Origin of the sequence: Halopseudomonas aestusnigri (assembly GCF_002197985.1) — a bacterium.
Classification (GTDB): Bacteria; Pseudomonadota; Gammaproteobacteria; order Pseudomonadales; family Pseudomonadaceae; genus Halopseudomonas; species Halopseudomonas aestusnigri.
In genome coordinates, this window is the sequence record NZ_NBYK01000022.1 from 1 (window position 1) to 23972 (window position 23972).

At 58.4% G+C, this 23972-nt stretch carries 23 protein-coding genes; 10 read left to right on the forward strand and 13 right to left on the reverse strand.

Features of this window, described 5'->3' with window-relative positions; genetic code table 11:
- The first annotated feature begins 231 nt into the window (after positions 1-231).
- The 6 genes from B7O88_RS17885 to B7O88_RS17330 all read left to right on the forward strand — a co-directional run bounded on the left by B7O88_RS17885 (position 232) and on the right by B7O88_RS17330 (position 9176).
- Positions 232-429 carry a hypothetical protein gene (locus tag B7O88_RS17885; RefSeq protein WP_140418608.1) on the forward strand — a complete coding sequence of 66 codons (198 nt, stop codon included), beginning with the start codon at positions 232-234 and terminating at the stop codon, positions 427-429.
- A 920-nt stretch (positions 430-1349) separates the two neighbouring features.
- Positions 1350-2612: a TolC family protein gene (locus B7O88_RS17310; protein WP_088277992.1), complete on the forward strand. Its 1263-nt coding sequence runs from the start codon at positions 1350-1352 to the stop codon at positions 2610-2612.
- Positions 2609-4069 (forward strand): efflux RND transporter periplasmic adaptor subunit, encoded by a 1461-nt coding sequence (locus B7O88_RS17315; protein ID WP_088277994.1) that lies wholly within the window; start codon positions 2609-2611, stop codon positions 4067-4069. Before B7O88_RS17310 ends, B7O88_RS17315 begins: the two co-directional genes overlap by 4 nt.
- Entirely contained in the window at positions 4066-7215 is a 3150-nt protein-coding gene (locus B7O88_RS17320; RefSeq protein WP_088277996.1) for an efflux RND transporter permease subunit, read from the forward strand. Before B7O88_RS17315 ends, B7O88_RS17320 begins: the two co-directional genes overlap by 4 nt.
- Before the next feature lie 145 nt (positions 7216-7360).
- A complete protein-coding gene (locus B7O88_RS17325) occupies positions 7361-7693 on the forward strand; it encodes a DUF2790 domain-containing protein (protein WP_088277998.1) in 333 nt (110 codons plus the stop codon).
- 157 nt (positions 7694-7850) lie between these two features.
- Positions 7851-9176, forward strand: coding sequence for an OprD family porin (locus B7O88_RS17330; RefSeq protein WP_088278000.1), 1326 nt, complete (start codon positions 7851-7853; stop codon positions 9174-9176).
- Positions 9177-9353: 177 nt separating this feature from the next.
- On the opposite strand, the gene B7O88_RS17335 is transcribed toward B7O88_RS17330, so the two are convergent.
- The 6 genes from B7O88_RS17335 to B7O88_RS17360 all read right to left on the reverse strand — a co-directional run bounded on the left by B7O88_RS17335 (position 9354) and on the right by B7O88_RS17360 (position 14250).
- Positions 9354-9797: a DUF411 domain-containing protein gene (locus tag B7O88_RS17335; RefSeq protein WP_003246746.1), complete on the reverse strand. Its 444-nt coding sequence runs from the start codon at positions 9795-9797 to the stop codon at positions 9354-9356.
- Positions 9787-10629 (reverse strand): c-type cytochrome, encoded by an 843-nt coding sequence (locus B7O88_RS17340; RefSeq protein WP_003139525.1) that lies wholly within the window; start codon positions 10627-10629, stop codon positions 9787-9789. The genes B7O88_RS17335 and B7O88_RS17340 overlap by 11 nt, the downstream gene beginning before the upstream one ends.
- Positions 10630-10638: 9 nt before the next feature.
- Positions 10639-11730, reverse strand: a complete 1092-nt coding sequence (locus tag B7O88_RS17345; RefSeq protein WP_088278002.1) for a copper resistance protein B — start codon at positions 11728-11730, stop codon at positions 10639-10641.
- The gene (locus B7O88_RS17350; RefSeq protein ID WP_088278004.1) at positions 11720-12031 is read right to left on the reverse strand and encodes a hypothetical protein; all 312 of its coding nucleotides are present in this window, start codon (positions 12029-12031) and stop codon (positions 11720-11722) included. The genes B7O88_RS17345 and B7O88_RS17350 overlap by 11 nt, the downstream gene beginning before the upstream one ends.
- 12 nt (positions 12032-12043) lie before the next feature.
- Positions 12044-13849, reverse strand: coding sequence for a copper resistance system multicopper oxidase (locus tag B7O88_RS17355; protein WP_088278006.1), 1806 nt, complete (start codon positions 13847-13849; stop codon positions 12044-12046).
- 194 nt (positions 13850-14043) lie between these two features.
- Positions 14044-14250: a co-regulatory protein PtrA N-terminal domain-containing protein gene (locus B7O88_RS17360; RefSeq protein WP_088278008.1), complete on the reverse strand. Its 207-nt coding sequence runs from the start codon at positions 14248-14250 to the stop codon at positions 14044-14046.
- Between the two features lie 290 nt (positions 14251-14540).
- Between B7O88_RS17360 and bufA2 the strand changes: the two genes are divergently transcribed.
- From bufA2 to B7O88_RS17380, 4 genes are read left to right on the forward strand one after another with little or no spacing between them, the layout of a single operon-like run.
- Positions 14541-14801, forward strand: coding sequence for a BufA2 family periplasmic bufferin-type metallophore (gene bufA2 / locus B7O88_RS17365; RefSeq protein WP_004577564.1), 261 nt, complete (start codon positions 14541-14543; stop codon positions 14799-14801).
- Between the two features lie 44 nt (positions 14802-14845).
- Positions 14846-15682, forward strand: a complete 837-nt coding sequence (bufB, locus tag B7O88_RS17370; RefSeq protein ID WP_088278010.1) for an MNIO family bufferin maturase — start codon at positions 14846-14848, stop codon at positions 15680-15682.
- Complete coding sequence (locus B7O88_RS17375; RefSeq protein WP_088278012.1) at positions 15679-16470, forward strand: HvfC/BufC N-terminal domain-containing protein; 792 nt, start codon at positions 15679-15681, stop codon at positions 16468-16470. The genes bufB and B7O88_RS17375 overlap by 4 nt, the downstream gene beginning before the upstream one ends.
- A 51-nt stretch (positions 16471-16521) precedes the next feature.
- Positions 16522-16836, forward strand: coding sequence for a hypothetical protein (locus tag B7O88_RS17380; RefSeq protein ID WP_024616822.1), 315 nt, complete (start codon positions 16522-16524; stop codon positions 16834-16836).
- Positions 16837-16855: 19 nt separating this feature from the next.
- Here B7O88_RS17380 and B7O88_RS17385 read toward each other — a convergent pair whose 3' ends face one another.
- The 7 genes from B7O88_RS17385 to B7O88_RS17415 form a co-directional block, all read right to left on the reverse strand.
- The gene (locus tag B7O88_RS17385; protein WP_003139539.1) at positions 16856-17056 is read right to left on the reverse strand and encodes a heavy-metal-associated domain-containing protein; all 201 of its coding nucleotides are present in this window, start codon (positions 17054-17056) and stop codon (positions 16856-16858) included.
- A 98-nt stretch (positions 17057-17154) separates the two neighbouring features.
- Complete coding sequence (locus B7O88_RS17390) at positions 17155-18582, reverse strand: UvrD-helicase domain-containing protein (RefSeq protein ID WP_088278014.1); 1428 nt, start codon at positions 18580-18582, stop codon at positions 17155-17157.
- Entirely contained in the window at positions 18572-20299 is a 1728-nt protein-coding gene (locus tag B7O88_RS17395) for an ATP-dependent nuclease (protein WP_088278016.1), read from the reverse strand. Before B7O88_RS17395 ends, B7O88_RS17390 begins: the two co-directional genes overlap by 11 nt.
- Positions 20300-20472: 173 nt before the next feature.
- Positions 20473-22836, reverse strand: coding sequence for a heavy metal translocating P-type ATPase (locus tag B7O88_RS17400; RefSeq protein ID WP_012018611.1), 2364 nt, complete (start codon positions 22834-22836; stop codon positions 20473-20475).
- Between the two features lie 5 nt (positions 22837-22841).
- Complete coding sequence (locus B7O88_RS17405) at positions 22842-23090, reverse strand: DUF2933 domain-containing protein (protein WP_003246761.1); 249 nt, start codon at positions 23088-23090, stop codon at positions 22842-22844.
- Between the two features lie 79 nt (positions 23091-23169).
- The gene (locus B7O88_RS17410; protein ID WP_003246762.1) at positions 23170-23703 is read right to left on the reverse strand and encodes a cupredoxin domain-containing protein; all 534 of its coding nucleotides are present in this window, start codon (positions 23701-23703) and stop codon (positions 23170-23172) included.
- Between the two features lie 147 nt (positions 23704-23850).
- A partial coding sequence (locus B7O88_RS17415; protein ID WP_235821151.1) for a plastocyanin/azurin family copper-binding protein occupies positions 23851-23972 on the reverse strand: 122 nt, incomplete at its 5' end.

Below are 23972 nucleotides of genomic sequence, written 5' to 3' on the forward strand. Positions count from 1 at the left end.
TGCCTTTAGAATTATCCAAAGCACATGATGGCACACCGTTTCTGTCACCAAAGTGAAACGGACATTACATTGAGGTAATACAAGGTCGGATCGTTGATCTATTTCAGCATGACATTTTTGTAATCGCAGCGTCACCAGCCGGACAGGTGACGCCATGTACCATACTAACGAGTCCCCAAAAATCCATTTCAGATGAGAGGTATAGCCATGAGGACCCTAGCAACGATTTTCATGTTTTTATTTGCGCTGAACGTTACTGCGGTAGTCCATGCAGAAGATGGGAGCATGCGTTACCGGCAGATGGTAGAGAACCTGCGTGAACAAAACAAAGAGCGCAGAGAAGCCCGTGATCAACAAATAAAAGAGGATGAAGCAAAAAACAGTACGAAAAATACTGGAGGTGCTACAACCGCGTCAGACAATCGCTAACAGAAAGGTGTCTACCTGACTTCTTCTAAGGTTGTATTCCGTTCAGTTGTACTTCTGAAGCTTAACACTACAGATCGCACATAACGACGATGGAGGGGATAGATCTGAGTGACACCGACAGAGAATTGAATTGGTTCAGATTGCCGGAAAATTCGCTGGCTGACACCTCAATTACGGGGGTGTACTGAATTTTGTGTAACCTGTAGGGTTGATTACAAGGGCATCATGCGGTCTTCGAACTGAATCGTAAAGCGATTCAGTTCCGTTTTCCAATCCCGGATGTTCGGCAACGACGGTCTGCGCCGGTTGCGGCTACTGTCGAGCGGCTTCGCAACCAAGGGTGAACCATCACGGCGATTCGCCCTTTGAGATTAGACACTCTATTTGATCCAAATCAACGAAGTGCTGTTATCGTCAAAAGGAGCGCTCATGCCTCGAGGCAATCTGCTAAAGTCGCCCTATAGCCCCGCTTGGTGAATTGCTGTGCGTCGGATTGGATTGATCCTGGTAATGATTGCTAGCCTCGTGCTGCCGACCTTCGGCGGTATGGCTTTCAGCATGCCGGCACAACCTTGCCCGATGCAGAGCGCCGATCATCAGGGCCATGCAACGGCCGATGCTCCGTGCTGCGAGCAAATGGACACGTCTGATGGGGTGGCCAATAAGTCTCCCTGCAAATCCGGCCAGGAATGCAAGACCGGAGGACTTCTCCAGACCACCGTGATCAAGAGCATATCCCCTCTCCCCTCACGCCCCGAGATATTGCTGACCCAGTCGGTGATTAAGCGAGAGCCCGCAGGACTCTGGCGCCCTCCTCGTTTCGTCTAATGCCGTGATCATCCCGCGCCTTACAGTCAGGCGCATCGTCGCGACCACGTTTCGTAGCTGCGACCTCGATCAATCGCATTGGAGGCGAAAGCATGTCCGCTTTCCTTTTTCCACGCCGTGGCTATCTCGGCGTGTTGGCTGCCGCATTCTGGGCAGCTCCCTGGCTTGCCGCGCAGGCACAGCCCCTAACCTTCGAACGAGCCCAAGCTCTGGCCGAACAGAGTGCCCCTGAGAACCTCGCGCGCCAGGCGCAGGTGGCATCGGCACAGCAGGCTGTAGGGCCCGCAGACGCCTTGCCCGATCCCAAGCTGATTATAGGCATCGACAACCTGCCGATCGAAGGCCCTGACCGTTACACACTTAATCGTGACTCCATGACCATGCGCCGCATTGGACTCATGCAGGAGGTACCAAACGGCGACAAGCGTCTGGCCCGTCGCCAACTGGCCGAAGCCTCCATGACGCGGGCCGAGGCCGAGCAGCGTGCCATGCAGTTGGAAATCAAGCGCCAGACGGCAGTGAGCTGGCTGGACGTGTACTACGCCGAACGCAGTGTTGGCCTCTTCGATCAACTGGACCGTCAGATCGAGATGCTCCGCTCGACCGTGCAATCGCTAATTGCCGGCGGTAGTGCTCAGCCTGGCGAGCTGTTGCAGGCCGACCAGGAAGCTTTGGCGTTACAAGATCGGCGAGATGAACTGAATCGCGATGTGGCAGTAGCTCGTGCCAAGCTGCGCCGCTGGATAGGCAACGAGGCTGACCAGCCTTTGCAAGGAGGTGTTCCCAATCTGAACCTGGTGGCACCGCACCTGCAGCAACGCATTGCCTCACACCCTGAGTTGCGCGCTGCCTCCGCCCGAGTCGGCGAGGCTAGCGCCGAGCTGAACGAGGCCATCGCCGAGAAGACCCCCGACTGGGGTGTTGAGTTTGCCTACAACAATCGCGACAACCAGTTCGGCGATATGGTGATGGTGCAATTCACGTTCGACCTGCCGTTGTTCGTAGGCACACGTCAGGGGCCCAAGATCAACGCCAGACAACAAAGCGTGTCGCAGATGGAAGCCGAGCAGGAAGCATTACTGCGCGCCCATCAGGCTGAACTGGAAGGCGGTATTGCCGAGCTTGAGCAACTGCGCAGGACCTTGTCACGCACCGAAAAAACCTTGATCCCGCTTGCAAGCAAACGTGCCGATCTCGAACTGGCCGCCTACCAAGCCGGTAACAGCCAGCTCACATCCGTTATTACTGCCCAGCGCGACCTGATTGAGGCGCAGCTGCGGCAGATTGAACAGCAGCGCAAGTTGAGCCAGCTATCCGCAAGTCTGTACTACGCCTATGTGGAGGGCCTGAAATGAAGATATCGACATTTGGTTTTGCGGTCGCGGTGCTGACCGTGGGCATTGGCGCGGCGGGCGGTGGCTACTGGCTGGCCCAGCGGCAAGCCAAACACGAGCTACTGCCTAGCTCCGCACCGACGGACGAGCGCAAGGTGCTCTATTGGTACGACCCTATGCAGCCTGAGCAGCGCTTCGATAAACCGGGCAAGTCACCTTTCATGGATATGGAACTTGTCCCTAAATACGCAGGATCCGAGCAGGATCCGTCTGTCCTGAGCATCCCCGCTCAAGCCGTGCAGAACCTCGGAATGCGAACCTCGATGGTGATCCGAGGTGTACTGCCCTCGGATATCGAGGCGGTGGGTTCCCTGGCCTATAACCAGCGAGAAGTGGCGAACCTCCAGGCCCGCGCCGGCGGATTCGTCGAGCGGGTTTACGGTCGCGCCCCGGGCGATGTGCTGCCTGCCGGAGCCCCCCTGGTCGACCTGCTGATTCCCGAATGGTCCGCCGCGCAGTTGGAGTTCCTGGCGGTACTGCGTACCGCTGACACTCGCTTGATAAGTGCGGCCCAAGAGCGCCTGCGCCTGCTTGGCATGCCTCAAACGTTGATCGAGCAGGTCCGCCGCAGCGGCAAACCACGGGCGGTGCAAACCCTCACCACACCTATCAGCGGCGAGCTCCAAGCCTTGCAGGTACGCGCCGGGATGACCGTCGAAGCCGGGCAGGATCTGGCGTTGATTAACGGGCTATCCAGTGTCTGGCTCGATGCGGCGATACCCGAGGCCATGGCCGGAAGTATCCAGGTCGGGGACGAGATCCGCGCCAACCTGACGGCCTTTCCTGATCGACCGCTGCTGGGCCGCGTCATAGCCTTGCTGCCGAGTGCCGATCCGCAAACGCGCACGCTCACGGTACGCAGCGAGCTACCCAACCCTGCCGGTAAGTTGCGCCCCGGCATGTTCGCCGCCGTACGCCTGAACAGTGCCGTCGAACAATCCACGCTTCTTGTGCCGAGTGAAGCCGTGATTCGCACCGGCAAGCGTGCATTGGTGATGCTGGCCGAAGGCGACGGACGCTACCGCCCCCAGGAAATCACCTTGGGCCGCGAGGCCGATGGGCGTCTGGAGGTGTTGTCCGGTCTTGAGGAAGGTCAGGCGGTCGTTACCTCCGGCCAGTTCCTCATCGATTCGGAAGCCAGCCTGCAGGGCATCCTGGCCGGCAATGCAGAACAGGACAGCACGGAGGGGCTGCATGTGTCTCACGGCGTTATTCGCGCACTGGACGGGAAACAAGTCACCCTGGAGCATGGCCCCTTCGAGAGCCTGAATATGCCAGGTATGACCATGGCTTTTCCTCTGGTCAGCTCCGAAGTAGCTGTGGGACTTAAGCCAGGAGATCACGTACGCATCGCCGCACGTCAGACAAACTCCGGCCTGCTGATCGAGCAGCTCCGCAAGGAAGGAGACCAGCCATGATCGCGCGCCTGATCCACTGGTCTATCGGCAACCGCTTCCTGGTACTGCTGGCCACCCTGTTCATCACCGCCCTGGGCATCTGGTCGCTGCGCAACACGCCGTTGGATGCACTGCCGGATCTGTCCGACACCCAGGTCATCATCCGCACAAGCTTCCCCGGGCAGGCACCGCAGATTGTCGAGAACCAGGTGACCTACCCGCTGGCCACCACCATGCTCTCGGTGCCGGGGGCGAAGACAGTGCGCGGCTACTCGTTCTTCGGCGACTCCTTCGTTTATGTGCTGTTCGAGGACGATACCGACCTCTACTGGGCACGCTCGCGGGTGCTGGAGTACCTCAACCAGGCGCAGGAACGCCTGCCCGAGGGTGTTACCACCACCCTTGGGCCGGATGCCACCGGCGTGGGCTGGATCTACCAGTACGCCTTGGTCGACCGCAGCGGCCAGCATGATCTTGCCCAGCTGCGGGCACTGCAGGACTGGTTCCTTAAGTACGAACTCAAGAGCCTGCCCAACGTAGCCGAAGTGGCCACCCTCGGCGGCATGGTCAAGCAATACCAAGTGCTGCTCGATCCCCAGAAGCTGGTGGCTTATGGGGTAACTCAGCAGGAGGTCGAAGCGGCGCTGAAGAGCGCCAATCAGGAAACCGGCGGCGCCATCCTGGAGCTGGCAGAGCGCGAGTACATGGTCCGGGCTTCAGGCTATCTAGAGAGCCTAGCGGATTTCCGCAATGTGCCGCTGCGGGCTTCGGCCAGCGGAATTCCGGTGCTGCTGGGTCAGGTGGCCACCATTCAGTTGGGGCCAGAGATGCGTCGTGGCATTGCCGAGCTGGATGGCCAGGGTGAAGTTGTAGGTGGCGTGGTCATCTTGCGCTCCGGAAAGAATGCCCGCGATACCATCGCCGCGGTGAAGACCAAGCTGGACAGCCTGAAGGGCAGCTTGCCGGCCGGCGTCGAGGTGGTCACCACCTATGACCGTTCGCAATTGATCGACCGCGCCATCGATAACCTCAGCTACAAGCTGCTGGAAGAGTTCGCGGTGGTTGCCCTGGTTTGCCTGATCTTCCTCTGGCACCTGCGCTCGTCGCTGGTCGCGATCATCACCCTGCCCCTGGGCATCCTGATGGCCTTCATCGTCATGCGCTACCAGGGCGTTAATGCCAACATCATGTCGCTCGGCGGGATCGCAATCGCCATCGGCGCCATGGTCGATGCCGCCGTGGTGATGATCGAGAACGCGCACAAGCACATCGAGGCCTGGAAGGCTCGACACCCCGGTGAACCGCTTCAGGGCGAGGCGCACTGGCGGGTGATCGGCGAAGCTGCGGCCGAGGTCGGGCCGGCGCTGTTCTTCAGCCTTTTGATCATCACCCTGTCTTTCCTCCCGGTCTTCACCCTGGAGGCCCAGGAGGGTCGCCTGTTTGGCCCGCTGGCATTCACCAAGACCTATGCCATGGCTGCCGCTGCTGGCCTCTCGATCACCTTGGTACCGGTGCTGATGGGCTATTGGATTCGTGGGCATATCCCCAGCGAACAACAGAACCCCTTGAATCGTTGGCTGATCGGTGCATACCGGCCGGTGCTGGAGTGGGTGCTGGCTTGGCCTAAGGTGACCCTAGCGCTGGCCTTGCTAGTGTTTTTGTCCAGTCTCTGGCCCCTCAGCAGACTCGGAGGAGAGTTTCTACCGCCGATGGACGAGGGCGACCTGTTGTACATGCCATCAGCCCTGCCCGGCTTGCCGGCCAGCAAGGCCACCCAGCTGCTGCAGCAAACCAACCGGATGATCCTCACGGTGCCCGAAGTGGCACGGGTATTCGGCAAGGCCGGGCGAGCAGAGACCGCCACCGATCCAGCACCGCTGGAAATGTTCGAGACCACGGTGCAGTTCAAACCACGCGATCAATGGCGCGCGGGGATGACACCCGAAAAGCTGATCGAGGAACTGGATCGCGCGGTAAAAGTTCCGGGGCTGTCCAATATCTGGGTGCCGCCCATCCGCAACCGCATCGACATGCTGGCGACGGGGATCAAGAGCCCCATTGGGGTGAAAGTGTCCGGAACCTCCTTGGTCGACATCGAGCGCATAACGCGCGATATCGAGGCCGTGGCCAAAGAGGTGCCTGGGGTGAGTTCGGCCTTGGCAGAACGCCTTACTGGCGGCCGTTACGTGGACATCCAGATCGATCGACTGGCCGCGGCGCGCTATGGCCTGAGCATCGCCGATGTGCAGGCGGTGGTATCGGGCGCCATCGGCGGCAGCAATATTGGTGAGACGGTTGAAGGACTGGCCCGCTTCCCGATCAACCTGCGCTATCCCAAGGAGTGGCGAGACAGTCCGCAGGCACTACGGCGTATGCCGATCCTCACCCCAGCCGGCCAGCAGATCACCTTGGGCACCGTCGCCCAGGTTAGTCTGACCGAAGGGCCGCCGATGCTGCGCAGCGAGAACGGGCGACTGTCCGGCTGGGTCTATGTCGATGTCCGCGGGCGCGACCTGGCCTCGACCGTGCGCGAGCTGCAGCAGCGCGTCGCCGAGCGGGTACAACTCGACGCCGGCATGACCGTCTCCTACTCCGGTCAGTTCGAATTCCTCGAGCGCGCCAATGCGCGGCTGGCCTGGGTGGTGCCGGCGACTCTGTTGATTATCTTCGTGCTGCTCTACCTGACTTTCAGCCGCTTCGGCGAGGCCCTGCTGATCATGGCCACCCTGCCCTTTGCCCTGTCGGGCGGCATCTGGCTGCTCTACTGGTTCGGCTTCAACCTGTCGGTGGCCACCGGCGTGGGCTTCATCGCCCTGGCCGGCGTCTCGGCCGAGTTCGGGGTGATCATGCTGCTGTACCTGAAGAACGCTTGGCATGCGCGTGTGGATACCGGGCGCAGCGGTGATCCGGCCCTACTGGAGGCAATTCGTGAAGGCGCGGTGCTGCGTGTGCGGCCCAAGGTGATGACGGTGGCCGTGATCATCGCCGGCCTGTTGCCAATCCTCTGGGGCGGAGGTGCCGGATCTGAGGTGATGAAGCGCATCGCCGCGCCCATGGTCGGCGGCATGATTACCGCGCCGCTGATGTCCATGTTGGTTTTGCCGGCCGCGTACTGGCTGATGCGAAGGCAGCGTACACAGAAGGTTCGCGCACCGCAGGAGCTATAGCTTTACAAACCCGGGCAAGCCACGCGCCAAGCTGACTCGCCCGGGTAACGCGGCAGGAAGCATTACGGCGATGTAACTTTGACTTCATTTTTATGACAGGTTGAGCTGATATATTTTAATCACCACCTTGAAGGAGTGATTAAACATGAAAAGCCTCAAAGTTATTGCAGCCCTTGCCGCTATGGTTGTTTCCTCTGCCACTCTGGCAGAAGGCGGCGCTGATCGTGTTTATGGTCGGATGATTCAGGCCAATGAGCAGGCCATGCAAGAGTATGCTGCCGCTAACGGAAAGAATCCGCCTGAAGTTATTCATTACCGCTACGGCATGAAACTCGATATCGCCAGGGTCGTGGCCACTACCCCGACGGACTCTAGCTGCGGTGTGATGCCGGCCCAGATGACCTACGAGGACTCCAATGGCGATCTGAATATTCTTGAATACCGGGCAGCCGGGACAGGTTGCCGTAATCAAAAGTAGATAAATGACATCGCGCTGACTGAAATGTAATTTCCAAGTCACCCTGACGTTATTTGGCATGTGGAAATATGACCAAGGCGTGCCTGGCTATGCCCGGCGCGCTTGGCACATATATGCGACCACACAATGACAACTGCCAATAACATCAGGAGCATTTATGAATAACAGAACCCTGTTAGGACTTTCTCTGCTCACTCTGAGCGTCAGTACCGGGCAAGCTGCAATGGCCGCCGGCGAGAAAGGCGAGGGATTTATCGAAGGCAGCAGCCTGACCATTCTCAATCGAAATCTCTACTTCAACCGCGATTTCCGTAAAGGCCAGTCCAGCAGCTCGGGTAATGGCTATTCGGAAGAGTGGGCGCATGGCGTGATAGGCAGATTCGAGTCTGGTTTCACCGAGGGCACCATAGGCTTTGGTGTCGATGCCTTTGCCATGCTAGGGCTCAAGCTTGACACCGGCGACGGCCGTTCTGGAGCAGGCGGCTCAGTCGACGTGATGCCTTACAACAGCCTCGGGCAGGCTGAGGACAACTACTCCAAACTGGGGGGCGCGGTGAAAACTTGGTTCATGGATACCGAGATCAAGGTAGGCGACGTCTTTCCCGTCAGCCCGGTCGTCCAATACGGTGATGCACGGCTTTTACCGGAGAGTTTCCGAGGTGTCACCGTGGTCAACAGCAGCGTGGAAGGACTGTCGCTTCAGGGCGGTCGCCTCCACTCGATGAGCCAACCCAATACCAGCAGCATGCGCGACGGCTTCGCTACCTTCTACGCGGGCGAAGTGGACTCGCCATGGATCGCCTATTTCGGTGGTGATTACACGCTTAATGACAACGTCGGCTTTAGTCTCTACACCAGCCGCCTCAAGGATGCCTGGAATCAATATTACGCGGGCACCACGCTGAGCTACCCGCTTGCGGACGATGTCGCCTTGATCGGCGGGCTGAACTTCTACAAGGCGGTCGATGAAGGGAGGCAGCTCCTCGGGAGCTTCGATAACAACATCTGGAGCGGCAAGGTCGGCATCCAATTCGGCGCTCATACAGTGCTGGTGGGTCTCCAGCGCAACAATGGCGATGATGACTTCGACTACTTGCGCCAATCGGACTCCATCTACCTCGACAACTCCATCCAGTACAGCGACTTCAACTCGCCGAAGGAGAAGTCATGGCAAGTGCGCTATGACCTGGATATGGAGCCTTTCGGTGTGCCTGGATTGAGCTTCATGACTCGATATGCCCAGGGCTGGGATGCCGACTACAGCAACGCCAACGAAGTCTATATGCGCCGTGATGACAACGGCGATCCGTTGACCAACCAGAAGCGCTGGGAGCGGGACATCGAGGCCAAGTACGTTGTGCAGTCTGGGTCGTTGAAGGACATGTCCTTTCGCATTCGACAAGCCACGACTCGCGCCACCGACTTCGAGTCGGATTTGGATGAGTTCCGCCTGATTGTCGAGTACCCGCTGGAAGTTCTCTAACCCTGGCAAGCGAGCGGGTTGATTGCCCGCTCGCTCCTTGGTCCTGCTGTCCCCTCGTAGTGCTCCTTTGGTTTGGAGACAGCCCTTGGCGCCCTAGGGCGCCTTTTTTACTTAGGTTAAAGGACGTATGAAAATGAGTCGGCCACTACACACAAGCGGCCGTGCTGGCAGGCAGTACTACTGGGCGGGATATTCTGCAACGACCTGATCAGAACCCGTCTTGGTCAAGCCAATGACCTGGTAGGCATGCTGTACGCCATCGACTTCCATGCCGGGGGAGCCCGCCGGCATCCCGGGAACAGCGATGCCCAGCAGATCATCGCGCTTGGTGAGTTCGATGACCTGAGCCGCCGGCACATGACCTTCGACGAACTTGCCGTCAATCACCGCGGTGTGGCAAGACGCTAACCGTGGCGCGACGCCCAGTCTTTGCTTCACTGCTGTCATGTTGCTTTCAACATGGTCGACGACTTTGAAGCCATTCGCTTCGAGGTGTGAAATCCACTTCTTGCAACATCCGCAATTGGCATCACGATGGACATCAATCGTCAGGGCATCAGCTGCTTGAACCGCAGACGTGACGGAGAGAGCGGCCAGTAAGGCCAGATATTTAGCTTTCATGTACGTGCTCTTTGCCATCGGCGTGGGTGTGGGTCTTGGGCGAGGCGTTCGGAGCCTGCTCGGCGTGATGATCACCTCCGTTGGACGACGCCTCATCCCCAGCATGGTGGTCATCGCCACTCATATCCGAATGGTGACCTGCCTTAGGTGCGGAGCCACCCTCGCTATCCGTAGCCGCGGCATCGTGATGACCAGGCTCTCCAGCATCACCTGATCCATGATGGTCATCGCCACCGCCACTATTGTCATGATGGCCAGGCTTGTTGTCGCCGTGCTGTCCTTCATGGTTATGCATCTGCGTTTCCCCACCACCGTGCTGATGGCCGCCACTGGATGCGACGAGTGTTTGGTATTGCTTGGCATCCATCGTCGGCAGTTGGTTGAGGAAGGCAACCATGCCCCAGATGTACTCGTCTCCCATGCTCTTGCCCCACGCAGGCATACCCGTTGCCTTGATGCCATGCTTGATCACCCAGAACGCTGCTGACGGATTGCCATCGACACCGATCTTGGCGAGGTTGGGGGGCGCAGGATAAAGCGATTGGCTTAGCTCGGTCTCCGCCACACCTGGCGCCAAATGACAGCCGATACACATGGAGTTGTAGTTGCCCGCACCGGCGCGAATAAGAGCTTGATCATCTAGGTTGGGAACCTCGATGTCCCGCGAACGGACTTCGATAGAGCGGTCACGGGCCATCGTGAGAAACGCATGCACTGCAGGAAAATGGGGATCGTCGGCCCCCACGTTGACCACGCCAAAGTAGGCGCCGGCCAGGACAGCTGTGCTACCGACCACGCCGGCCGCCACCAAAGTTTTAATTGTTCTTTTCATGTCAGGTTCTCAAAACCACATCCGGATACCGGCGACAAAACGCGCCTCGTCTACATCACCGCCCTCGTCGCGCACCATGTCTGCCGTGTTGCCATAGGAGCGGCTCCAGGAAACCCCGATATAGGGGGCAAACTCCCTGACAATCTCGTAACGCAGACGCAAGCCGAGCTCGGTATTTGCCAACCCAGACCCCACACCTCGCTCAGGATCGTTCTTGCCGTAGAAGTTCATTTCGGCAGTTGGCTGGAGAATCAGCCGGTTGGTCAGCAGAATGTCGTACTCGCCCTCCAGTCGGGCAGCAGTTTGGCCATTCTCGCCGACGAAGGCCGTGGCTTCGGCCTCAAAGGCGTAAAGCGCCATGCCCTGGATACCGAAGGCAGCCCAAGTCTGCGGCGACTCCGGTTTAAAGTCCTGGCGAACGCCCGCGACGACATCCCACCAAGGGCCGATCGAGCGGCCGTACAGCAGCTGTAATTCAGCGTCCTCGGTAACGCCGTTGGTACGCTCGCCTTCGGAGCGGAACCAGACCCGGTTGATATCACCGCCTACCCAACCCGACGCATCCCAGGCCAGGGTGCTGCCCTCATCTGCGTCTTGGTATTCGAGCTGATCGAGCAGGAAAAAGCTGTTGATGGCGCTGTCATGCACCTTGTGGCCAGGCAGTGGCGGGAAAGCCGCTTGGCGATCAGCATCCGTCAGAACGGGAATCGGCGTACGACTGGTAGTTCTCGGGGCTTCAGCGGAGCCATGGTTCATCTTCGAATGATCCATGCCCTCCATCTGTCCCTGCATGGTGCCGTGTCCCATCTTGCTGTGGTCCATGGCTGGGGCCTTCTCTTGGCTCTGGCTGTGGCCCATCTGGCTATGGTCCATGCTGCCCGATTCGCTCTGCATGGCACCATGATCCATCTTGCTGTGATCCATGCCCTCCATCGGCGCTTTGGCGGAACCGTGGCCCATCTGGCTGTGGTCCATCGACATGGAGCCGTGCCCCATTGCCGAATGATCCATTTCTTCCGCAGCCTGGGTAACGCCGCCGCTGAGTGCACTCAGCGACACGGCCAGCGCTATGAGGGACGGGCGTGAAAACCTAGTGGTCATGGTTCGAACCTGCTTCGGCTTCGGTGCCGCCATGCTTATCCATCATCTCCTCGTGCCCCATATCGTCATGGTTCATACCCTCATGATCCATGGCGCCATGATCCATCTGATGGCCAGCGGCCTTGCCTTTCGATTGATCTGCAGGCTTGTCACTGGCGTCGGGCGCAGCCGACTCGGCAGCATGTTGTTCGTGCTCGCTGTGTCCCTCACCTGCCAATGACGTCGGCGCGTGCAGAACAGCCAAAAGACTGAACATCGCTGCGCTGCCAAACAGGGCATTACGCTTCATAAAAGTACTCATCAGAAATCTCCTTTACTCATCCACACGGACTTCACGGAACATGCCCGTTTCCATGTGGAGCAACAGGTGGCAGTGATAGGCCCAACGCCCCAACGCATCGGCGGTCACCCGATAGCTGCGCTTGGAACCTGGCGGCATGTCGATGGTGTGTTTACGCACCAGGAAATTGCCGTTCGCATCCTCCAGATCACTCCACATGCCATGAAGATGGATCGGGTGAGTCATCATGGTGTCGTTGACCAGCGTGATGCGAACACGCTCGCCGTACTTGAGGCGTAGAGGCTCGGCGTCAGAGAACTTGATTCCATCGAAGGACCAGGAGAATTTCTCCATATGCCCGGTGAGGTGCAGCTCGATGGTGCGACTTGGCTCACGCCCGTCCGGATCAGGGAAGGTGCTGCGCAGGTCAGAGTACGTCAGCACGCGCCGGCCGTTATCACGCAGGCCGATACCTGGGTCGTCCAGCTTGTGCGTCGGCGTCATGGTCTGCATGTCGACCAAAGGATTGTTGGTCTCTGAGGCCGGGTGTGCCTGCATGTTGCCAGCCATGCCAGCCATATTTGAATGATCCATTCCGGCCATCTGGCTGTGATCCATACCAGCCATGCCACCCTGCATGCTGCCATGATCCATTCCCGCCATATTGCCCTGATCCATCCCGGCCATGTTCCCGTGATCCATACCGCCCATGCTGCCGTGATCCATACCCATGTCGCCCATGGCAATCAGCGGACGCGGGTCGGGGCTGGGTACTGGTGCACTCAACCCCTCCTGTACAGCAAGTGTGCCGCGCGCATAGCCAGTGCGATCCATGGATTGTGCAAACACGGTATACGCCTGTTCGCTGTCTGGTTCGACGATCACGTCGTAGGTCTCGGCCACGGCGATACGGAACTCGTCGACGCTGACCGGTTTGACGTGCAGACCATCGGCCGCGACTACCGTCATCTTCAGGCCCGGGATGCGCACATCGAAATAGGTCATCGCCGAGGCGTTGATGAAGCGCAGGCGGATCTTTTCGCCTGGTTTGAATATGCCGGTCCAGTTGCCATTGGGTGCCTGGCCATTCATCAGGTAGGTGTAGGTGTAGCCACTGACGTCAGCGAGATCCGTCGGGCTCATCTTCATCTCGGCCCACATCTTACGGTCGGCTACGGCGGCGGACCAACCCATCTCGCTTACGTCATCGATGAAGTCACCAACGGTGCGTTTGTGCTGGTTGTAGTAGTCCGACTGTTTCTTGAGCTTGGCCAGTACCCGCGTTGGATTTTCATCCGTCCAGTCGCTCAGCAACACGACGTAATCACGGTCGTAACTGAAGGGCTCGGGCTCCTTGGCATCGATGACCAGCGCACCGTATACGCCGACCTGCTCCTGGAGCCCAGAATGGCTGTGATACCAGTAGGTGCCGTTCTGGTTGACCTTGAACTTGTACTCATACATGCCATCAGGGGCGATGCCATGGAAGCTCAGGCCAGGAACGCCATCCATGTTCGCCGGCAGGATGATGCCGTGCCAATGGATGGAGGTGTCCTCCTTGAGGCGGTTGCGCACGCGCAATGTGACGGTATCGCCTTCGCGCCAACGAAGAATCGGCCCAGGGAGCGAGCCGTTGATGGTCATGGCCGTGCGCGCTGCGCCGGTGATGTTCACCGGGGTTTCACCGATGAATAGGTCGAATTCGTTACCAGTCAGTACGTTGGGCTGGCCGGGGCTGTTCACCGCCCAGACCGGCGTGCGCCACAGGCCAAGTCCGCCGATAATACCGGTGGCTGCCAGGCCTTTGACGAAGGTGCGCCTTGAGGTTTTGCTTTGCATGCCGTTTTGTCCAATCCGTCAAATGAGCCGGTGATGGTGTGCCCGGTCTCGGGTTCATGGCTGCTTCAATGTCGGGGATTTACCCCTCAACTTTCCACGTCGGTGCATTGCACAATGCCTTACCGACGATGAGCAGTATGAAACTGCCATATCCCAACCATCCGGGTGATTACATTTCTGTAAGGTAGATGACTTCAGCAGTTGGTGTGCTCTGCTTGCTCGGTTGGACTGCTGGCTACAGGAGCCTCAACTTTCTGCTGCTGGGCCACCCGGTAGGCCTCCAGAGACGTCTGGCGTGCCTGCTCCATGCGCGCGAAGATTCGGTCAGCACCACCTTCAGCCATTGCCAAGCTGGAGATGCTCAGAGCAGTAACTACAAGCAGAGCTTTGATCGATTTCATTTTGGGTATTCCTCGTAAGTTAAGTGGTCCCTGCAACTGCAGAGGCCGAGCTTTAGGCTCGATGTCACGTTAACTAAGAGGGCCTGTCAGCAACCTGAGTCGAACATTACGGTTCTGTCAGGTTGCTATTTCTTTCTTGTAGCCCATCCAGAAGGCTCGGTACTGTCTTTCATGCCCTCATAAAGCCTTGCGAATTTCTTGAGAGGGCATGCTCGGCAGCGATGCCTAAGCTACTCAGGGTCATTCGCACCCGCGGATAAGACCACCAACAATTAAGAGACATTGTCACTATGTCGAATAAATCCAACGTCGCTACCGGTGCCGCTCTGGCTCTCGTGGCCGCCAGCCTGTTTGCTACCCTGCCTGTCCAGGCCGCCCAGGACACCAAAGCAGCTGAAGTGAAGTGCTTCGGCGTCAACGGTTGCAAGGGCCAGAACGACTGCATGACCGCCAAAAATGCCTGCAAAGGCCAGGGAGAATGTAAAGGCCAGGGTTTCAAGCTGATGACTCAGGCCAAGTGCGATGAGGCCGGTGGTAAGACCAGCGAATAATGCCGTTGCGGGGAGTGCCTGCCACTCCCCTGCTGGAGTCTTGAATGAGTAAGCACAAAACACTGGGGTTCGGTCTTGGCCTTCGCAGTGAGTATTACCAGCAGATTCTTGAACAGCGACCTGCGGTCGACTGGTTTGAGATCATTTCCGAGAATTACCTGGTGAGCGGTGGCAAGGCCCTCTACTTTCTCGATGCGATTGGCGAGCAATACCCGTTGGTGATGCACGGAGTATCGCTGTCGATCGGCGGTTCACATAACCTGGACATGGGCTACCTACGACAGCTCAAGCAACTGGCGGACCGGATACAGCCCCAGTGGGTTTCCGACCACTTGTGCTGGAGTCGCGGCAACGCCCATCAACTCCACGACCTGCTGCCGCTGCCATTTACCCAAGAAAGCCTGCTGCATGTCGCCGCGCGGGTGCGTCTAGTGCAGGATGTTCTGGAACGTCCCATTGTGCTGGAGAACGTTTCCTCTTACGTGCAGTGGAAGACGTCCAGCATGAGCGAATCGCAGTTTCTCTCGGAACTGAGTTTCCTGACCGGTTGCGAATTGCTCCTTGACGTGAACAACGTCTACGTCAGCGCACGAAATCAGGATTTTGACCCATGGCAGTTCATCTTGGAATTGCCGCACGAGCGGATTCGTCAAATTCATCTGGCCGGGCATAGCGATTACGGGCAATACCTCATCGACACCCACGACCAGCCCATCGCTGACCCGGTTTGGGCGCTCTACAGCAAGACTTTGAGCTACTTGGGTCCAACGTCGACGTTGATCGAGCGGGATGATCATTTTCCACCGTTCGAGGATCTGTTATCCGAGTTGGAGCATGCCCGAGCTATCGCCAATGGCGTGATATCGAGGGCAACCCTTTGAGCCTGAGCGCCTTACAGACTGCATTTGAAACTTACCTGACAGATGGTGCCCTGCCCTCCAACGAGCTTTTGGAGCAAGTCCGGGGTTGCACTGCGCTGAGTGCCCTCGAAGGCCTGCGGATCTACCATAACGCCTATCGCTCGCGCCTGCTGGCGGTGCTGCGCGAGGATTTCCCGGCGCTGCAGCAATGGCTGGGAGAAGAGTCGTTCGAGCAACTCGCACTGGCCTATTTCACCGCCTGGCCACCACGGCATTTCAGCATTCGCTGGCTTGGTGAGAAGCTGCCCGAGTTTATTGGCAGCTACATTGCGGAACCTCAACTTTCACCGATTCGCGAACTCGCGGAGCTTGAGTGGACTTTTACACTGGCTTTCGATGCGCAGGACGTCGAAGCGCTTTCACTGCAGGCCATCAGTGAGTTTTCGGCTGAAGACTGGGTTTCATTCAGGGTTTCCCTGACTCCATCTGCCAGATGGCTGCGATTGCAGTACAACACCCTGGCGCTGTGGAAGGCTGCCAAGTCTGGGGATCTGCTTCCCGTTGCCACCCAACCAGCCGGGAATCGAGACTGTCTGGTCTGGCGTCATAACCTCGTATGCCAGTACCGAAGCCTGGAGCCAGAAGAGGCGTCAGCATTGCGGTTTTTCGTCGAGGGTGGATCGTTCGCCGAACTCTGCGAGTCATTGAGCGCAATACATGGAGAGCAAGCCCCCCTGCAGGCCGCAACTTGGTTGAAATTGTGGGTCAACGAAGGTTTGCTAAAGCTCAGGGCAACTATTCACGAATGACCCGGAACCTATAGGCTAGCGACTTCTCTTTGGCCACTCCCGAGCGCGTCTATGACACACCGCATCATTCATTTCAAACAGCAAGCCTTGCTGGACCCAGAGACTTACCAGGCGATGCTGGCCGACGGCGTAGGTCATTGGGAGGCGCTTGTAGGAAAAGTCGTCGGAATAGAAGACGAGAAAAGCCACGAGTTCGCCGCATTGAAAAGCCTGTTCAAGCGAAAGCGCTACTCCTATGACACGCTGGAAATGCGCGAGCCAGGCAATCACTCAAACTGGCTTCGCGGCCGAGATGGGGAAGAAGGTATTACTAACGAGGTCACCAGTATCCACGGGCTGAAAGAGCTCTCAGAACTGGAGATTTAGTCGGTCGGCAGGCCAGCGCTCAAGCGCTGACCTGGGCCGCATAACCAAGCTCCTGGATCAGCTCGCGGATCGATTCGGCACTTTCTGTGCTCTCTACAGTGACCTTGCCGGCTGCCCGATCCACCTCTACGCGTGCGTCCTGATCCAGCGTCTGGATGGCCTTCGTGATTTTGCTGACGCAGCTGCCACAACCCATACCCGAAACATTCAGGCTGAACATCTCTCTCACCTCATTTCGTCCGCGGCTCAAGTTACCGCACAGACAGTATCGACCTTGACACGATGGCAAGGTCAAGTGCGCAAACGCAACAATAAGGCTCAGCCGTTGTTCACAGGCATCAGGATGGGGTTCGATGAACACACCACTACGTGCCTTGCGCCCCTCGTCAGGGCGACATACAGATTCTGAGCGGTCATAAGTTCAGGATGCAGAACAACCGAGACATCCGCCTCGAGCCCCTTGAGAAGTAATGTGCTGCCTACCGAGCGTCTTGCGATGGGGCGGGCAAGGTGTCGATTGCGTTCTCGCGCTTGAATGGCTGCACTCAGAAAGTCGGCTGTACCTCCCGCCACAGCTTGCATAGCGGACCGGCAGCAGTGCAGAACTTCCGGTCGGTACACCCGTGCCCCCGGCTGTTCGGCGAGGGCGTTGAGCACAAGGAGTGCTCGCTGCGGTGTTGGCTCCCCGACGAATGCGACGGCCTCGGCCTCGGCCGGGGTCGGTGGCGTTCGGGCACGTCCTGTGCGCAGAGACTCCACACGCGTTCGCAGGTTTGCTGCACCCACCCCCGTCATCACGCTTGAAGCAAATTCCGCAAGTTGTGCCAGAGCATTGGCACCCTGCAGGTTAAAGTTCCTGGCGAAGTTGACGAGGTCCCTTAGGTCGACGGCTTCGACGGCCATGGCGCCGGGTGTCTGGCTCGTGAGCTGATGGCGACCTTGCACGTTGATGGAGTCCCCGATGATGAGGACGCTGCCCCGAGCGTTGGGTGACTCGGTTCTCGCGGCCACCAGCCGCTGCTTGACTTCGGTCCCGGCGTTGAGCTGCACCCAGCGCACTTCTGCCGGAGCCGTGCGCAGGTCCACCGGCTGGCCAGCTTGAAGTTGTTGCCGTATGGCGAGCAGCCACTGCCCAAGGTTCTCAGCTCCGGCCAGCCGCCAGCGCCAGGGTATCCTCAGCTCTCCCGCCGCGGGGAACAGGGGCTGCACCTCATTCGCCCAATGCACTAGTCGATTGCCACGGAAGTCGAAGATGGCTTGCATTGGGTCACCGAGCACGCAGGTTGGTAGCACCTGGGCCAAACCTGACACGATGGCGTGCTGGACGACGTTGCAGTCCTGGTATTCGTCGACAAGCAAGCGCGCGTAAGTGGCACGGAGAGGCTGAGCAAGGTGGCCTGCCTGCAGTAACAGCATGGCGGCGTGCCGAATTGCCGGGTAGTCGGTGTTGGGCTGGTGGAGCTGTAAGATCTGTGGGTTATGGCCGCTTCGCGCTGGGAACTTAGCGATGAGGCGCATCGAGAATCCATCAATGGTGGAGACTCGATATGCGGAGTTAGGAACGCCGGCTCGTCTCAGGCGTGCCCGTAAGGCCGCAACGCCTGCGTTCGTGTGCGTCAGTACGAGTATGGGTTTGCTCTGCCTATGCGCGATGAGCGTCTCGGCAATCAATTGCGTTTTTCCACAACCTGCGGGGGCTGTTATGGAGCCACGCTCAATAGCGAAAAGATCGATCTCAAGGGGCACTTGTAAACGTCCAGAGCTGATTCGTGACTGCCATGAAGCCCGGGTCGGCGTTCTGTAGAGACGGGCCGACGATGTCCCTTGCAACCTCCTGATAGGTTGTCAACGACTTGAACCACCCGCTGTTGCGGATACGAGATGCGGCTCCCAAAAGCTCTCGCGTCGCGGGCAAGTAGCCCTGAATAAGTCTTTCAGCTTTGATGTCATGTAGTGTCACACGTCCTTGGGACTTCGTCTGGATGTGCGCATTCATCAGCTCTGCACCCACTATTGTTTCGGCTTTCGCCAGAAGAGCATCGAGTGCTTGGTCACTGAGATGGCGGAAGATCTCGTCCTCCAGAGTGAGACCTGGTCGCCATGTCAGAATTTGTCCGCCTGCGGCCAAGAATGCTTCAGGTAGCCCTGCGGTCGAAGGTTTGTCGGCGTCTACAAAAACCATCACGCGATAGCCTAGGTTCTGAAGTGCCGTTCCACGGATAAGACTGTTATCGGGACTTCCCCCGCCGGCGTCCACATAAGCGCCACCATGAGCCAGGAATGAGGTAGCGCCAAGGCTGCCCCACCATTGGTCAAGGCCACGCGCGAAGCCAACCTCGCTGGCACCCTCGCAAACGATAATGGATTTGGCGAGGAATGCCTCTGGGTCCTTCCGAAGGGTACTTTGTACTTCGTTGGCCTCCCCTGCCGCCATAACGCTGTGGCGTTGAGGCCCAGACCGAACAACGAATAACTGGCTGCCGGACAATTCGCGCAGCGCGATCGGTGAGTGAGTCGTCATGAAGACCTGCAGCGGAGCGGCAGCGTACTTTGCGCCCAGGGAGTCCAAGAATCGCATGAGCCGATGAGGTTCAAGCCCATATTCCACCTCATCAACCAGGGCAATTGGCGCGGCGCTGGCCGCAGCCCTTTGAAGCCCTGCCACTAGCAAGCGTGACGAGCCCGTGCCAAGGGAGCGCAGCGGAATACCTGTTTCACTGTGCAGCGCGATCGCCCCCTCGCCAATCGACACAGAATGTGCGTCAAGGAGCGCCTGAGGCATAGCCCCGACCGAAACGCCAAGATGCTGTGCTGTGCGTTGCACGACCTCAAGCGTCTGGGTCAGATGTTCGGCTGCTTGATTGCCAAAGTTCGCTCTTGCTTGCCTAGCGGCGCGCGCCAGTTCAGCACCAAGCTCGGCGCGCTCATCGGTAAGTCGATTGAGCACTGAGCCACGACTCCACGACAAGTTCGAACTCGCAAAGCTGCCGATACGGGCGGGTGCTAGTGCCGCTCGTTCCTTCCAGGGAAGAGTGCGTTCGAGTTGCTGCTGCTCCGCACGCTCAGAAAAAAGTGTCCAGGTAGGTTCCAAATCGGCACCAACTTGCAGGAGCAAGGTGATAACGGTCTCCAGCCCCGCTCGCGGTTCGTCTTCGACTTCTCCCGTTCCTGGATTGAATCCACGCAAGAACTCGCCGTAAACATCGATATCCATCAGCGATACCGGCAAATCGCCAAGCGTCACACTGATGGTGATGGGTGTTTCGACGTTCAGAGCGAAGAAGTCCATGTCGCCGAACGTGCCGCCCCGGCGGGCACCGACGCAAAGGTCAATCGCATCTAGAATGCTGGACTTTCCACTATCGCCAGGACCTATGAGGCAGTTAATTCCTGGGGCCGGCACCCAGTCGAGCGCCTGGATAGATCGGAAGTTGCTGATAATCAGTCTGCGAATGCGGGCCACGGAGAGTCCTCATGGGTTAACGACGACCAGTCTCCTACCCGCAGCGGCAACAGTCCATCGAACGTCACCTCGTCACTATGTGTTGCGACAGATAGGTCGGACCGGAAACTACCGTACGGCATTTTCCGGTCAGATGCGCTTCTGAATAATCACCTGGTCGGTGGTATGGAAGCCTATCCGATGTCCGTTGATTTCAACCTCAGAGCATTGAAGACCACCGACGCCGAGCTGACACTCATCGCCAGCGCAGCAATCAAGGGCGACAGAAGATGCCCCGTCAGCGGGTACAGCAGCCCCGCTGCTAGCGGGATTCCCATCGCGTTGTAGAGGAACGCAAAGGCGAGGTTCTGCCTCATGTTTTTCACGGTTGCCACTGACAGGGTGCGCGCTCGCAGGATGCCCATCAGATCTCCCTTGACCAGCGTCACTTGGGCGCTGTTCATCGCCACATCGGTACCGGTGCCCATGGCGATACCTACGTCAGATCTGGCCAGGGCGGGCGCATCGTTGATGCCGTCACCCGCCATGGCGACACGACGGCCATAGCCCTGCAAATCGGCGACCAGTTTCTCCTTATCCTGCGGTTTGACCTCACCATGCACTTCCTCGATTCCGAGCTGCTTCGCCACGGCTCTTGCTGTGGTGAGGCCATCACCAGTGGCCATGATGACCTTTACGTCTTCGCTTTGAAGCTTGGAGACAGCCTGTTGAGAAGTAGGCTTGATCGGATCGGAAACGGCCAGGAGTCCCGCCAGGCGACCATCAACGGCCAAATAGATGATGCTGATGCCTTCCAGACGCAGTTGCTCGGCGCGATTGCGCAGCGGGGTAATATCGACGCCCGCCTCGTCCATCAGTGCGGTGTTGCCGAGCTGCAGCTGATGGTCATCGACCTGGCCGCGCACACCAATACCCGAGCCAGATTCGAAAGTGTCCGGTTTGACCAGTGCAATGCCCTGACCGCGCGCATGATCGACGATGGCATGAGCCAGCGGGTGCTCACTACCCTGGTCGAGACTAGCAGCCAGGCGCAGCACTTCATTGGAGTCGTAACCGCCTGTCCCTTCCGCACTATGAAATACGGGACGCCCCTCAGTCAGGGTTCCAGTCTTGTCGACGATGAGCGTGTCGATCTTGCATAGATTTTCGATGGCGCTGGCATCGCGGAACAACACACCGCTGCTAGCGGCCTTGCCAGTCGCAACCATGACGGACATCGGGGTTGCCAGACCCAGAGCGCAGGGACACGCAATGATTAGCACCGCCACCGCATTGATCAGGCCAAATACCCAGCCTGATTCCGGCCCTAATAGCCCCCAGCCGAAGAAGGTCAGAATCGCGATCAGGATCACCCCGACCACGAAATACCCTGCCACCGCATCAGCCATACGCTGCATGGGGGCCTTGGAACGTTGGGCTCTGGCCACCATCTGAACGATCTGCGACAGCATGGTCTCGGCACCGACCTTCTGCGCCTCCATCACCAGGCTGCCGTGGGTGTTCAGGGTGGCACCGATAAGGGCATCCCCTACCCGCTTGGTCACGGGTAACGGTTCTCCGGTAAGCATCGACTCGTCGACGGCGCTCTCCCCCTCTAGAACCGTACCGTCCACCGGGACTTTCTCTCCCGGCCGGACACGTAGGTGGTCGCCCTGATGGACATGTGTCAGCGGAATATCTTCTTCCTGGCCATCGGGCTTGATGCGACGCGCAGTCTTTGGTGCCAGCCTCAGCAGTGACTTGATGGCTGCCGAAGTCTGCGAGCGGGCCTTGAGTTCGAGCATTTGGCCCAACAGCGTGAGTGAGATAATCACCGCGGCTGCTTCAAAATAGACGCCGATACGTCCGTCCTGGGCAAAAGCCGCCGGAAACCACTGCGGAACCAAGGTAGCGGCCACGCTGTAGAGGTAGGCAGCGGCCGTTCCCAAACCGATCAGGGTCCACATGTTGGGGCTGCGGTGGCGGATGGAGTCGATGCCGCGGGTGAAGAATACCCAGCCACCCCATAGCGTCACGGGCGTCGCCAGAGCCAGCTCGACCCAGTTCTGGGTCGTGCCATGAAACAGTTGCAAGGAATGGCCGGCCATCGCCAATACGGTCACGATGACGGTCAACGGTAGGGTCCACCAGAACCGCAGCGAGAAGTCCTTCAGCTCTGGATTTTCCTCCTCTTCCAGCTCCGGGATGACAGGTTCCAGCGTCATCCCGCAGATCGGGCAGTTTCCGGGAGCCGGTTGACGGATTTCTGGATGCATCGGGCAGGTGTATTCAGCACCTACAGGTGTCGATGTGGGTGCTGGAGTCGCGTGCTGGTGATGCTCCCCATGAGACTGATGGCTCATGTACTGATGAGGATCTGCTTGGAATTTCTCTAGGCACTTCGCACTGCAGAAATGATAGGCCTTCCCTTCAAAGCTCTCGCGATAAGGGCCATCAGGTTTGACCTCCATGCCACACACCGGGTCGCGCTGGCTCTCGGAGTGGGCGTGCGAGTTATGTGAATGATCCTGGTCATGATGGCAGGAGGTCTTTTGCATGCGATCTATGTCCTTTCTTCGTCCTTGGAAACAGCGGTGCTGCTGGAGTGGGAGTGCCCGCCGTGATTGTGGCCAAACAGATGCATCAGCGGGCATAGCAGCAGGATGAGGTACGGCAGGGCCTGCGAAAGATGACCGTAATGCTCACGCGCTACATAGAAGATGCCGATTACGGCCAGCATGATCAGCGCAATGCCAATCTTGCTCTTCCAAAAAGGCGGCTCAGTGGTACTGGTGTGATGGGTATGGTCCACGACAATAGCCTCGTTTCAATGGCGGCCGGATCAGTATAGGTGTCTCAGACTGGACGGAGTTTACGAGTATCAATAAACGTCAGCGTACGGTCACCTTACCGACCATTCCCGACTGATAATGTCCTGGAATATTGCAGGCGAACTCCAGTTCGGTGGCGGCGGAGAAGGTCCAGATCAACTCTTCGCGTGCTCCAGGTTCGACAAGAACACTGTTGGGGTCATCGTGTTCCATACCGACCATCTTCATGCCGCCCATGGCATGGCCCATATTGCTCATGTCATGTGCACCTGTAGGGGACAGCGTGCCGTTCTGAAACATCGCGGCCATCTCTTTCTGGTGCGCGGCATGGGATGCCGCTTTGCCAAGATTGAATTCGTGTAGCAGTGCACCGTCATTTTTCAGGACGAAGCGAACTGTCTCGCCTGCTTTGATCTCCATTGCTTTGGGTTCGAAGAAGATGTCCCCCATCCGGACTTCGATGGTGCGATCTACTGCCTGACCGTCTCCCGGTTGCCCAATACTGTCTTTCTTGTGGCCCGGGCTGGCCAGCGCATTGGCAGCACTGAGCAGCAAGCCAAGGGTGGTGATTATGAAAGCGGGTCTGAGTTTCATGGTGTGCCTCTGAGGTGTTGAGGAGGGATGAGTCCCGATGCTAATGAGGTGCAGCTGGCGGTACGCTGACGTGAAAACTACATCGCAGTAAGGTTCGTCAGATCGGTGCTACCCAGCTCGCGGCCAACGGGTAGCACCGATGCCGGACTAACGCAGAGCAAACTCACCGACCATCCCCGCCTGGTAATGCCCAGGCAATGTACAGGCGAAGCTCAAACTGCCCGCCTTAGGGAAGGTCCACACGAACTCTTTGGTTGTGCCGGGCTCGA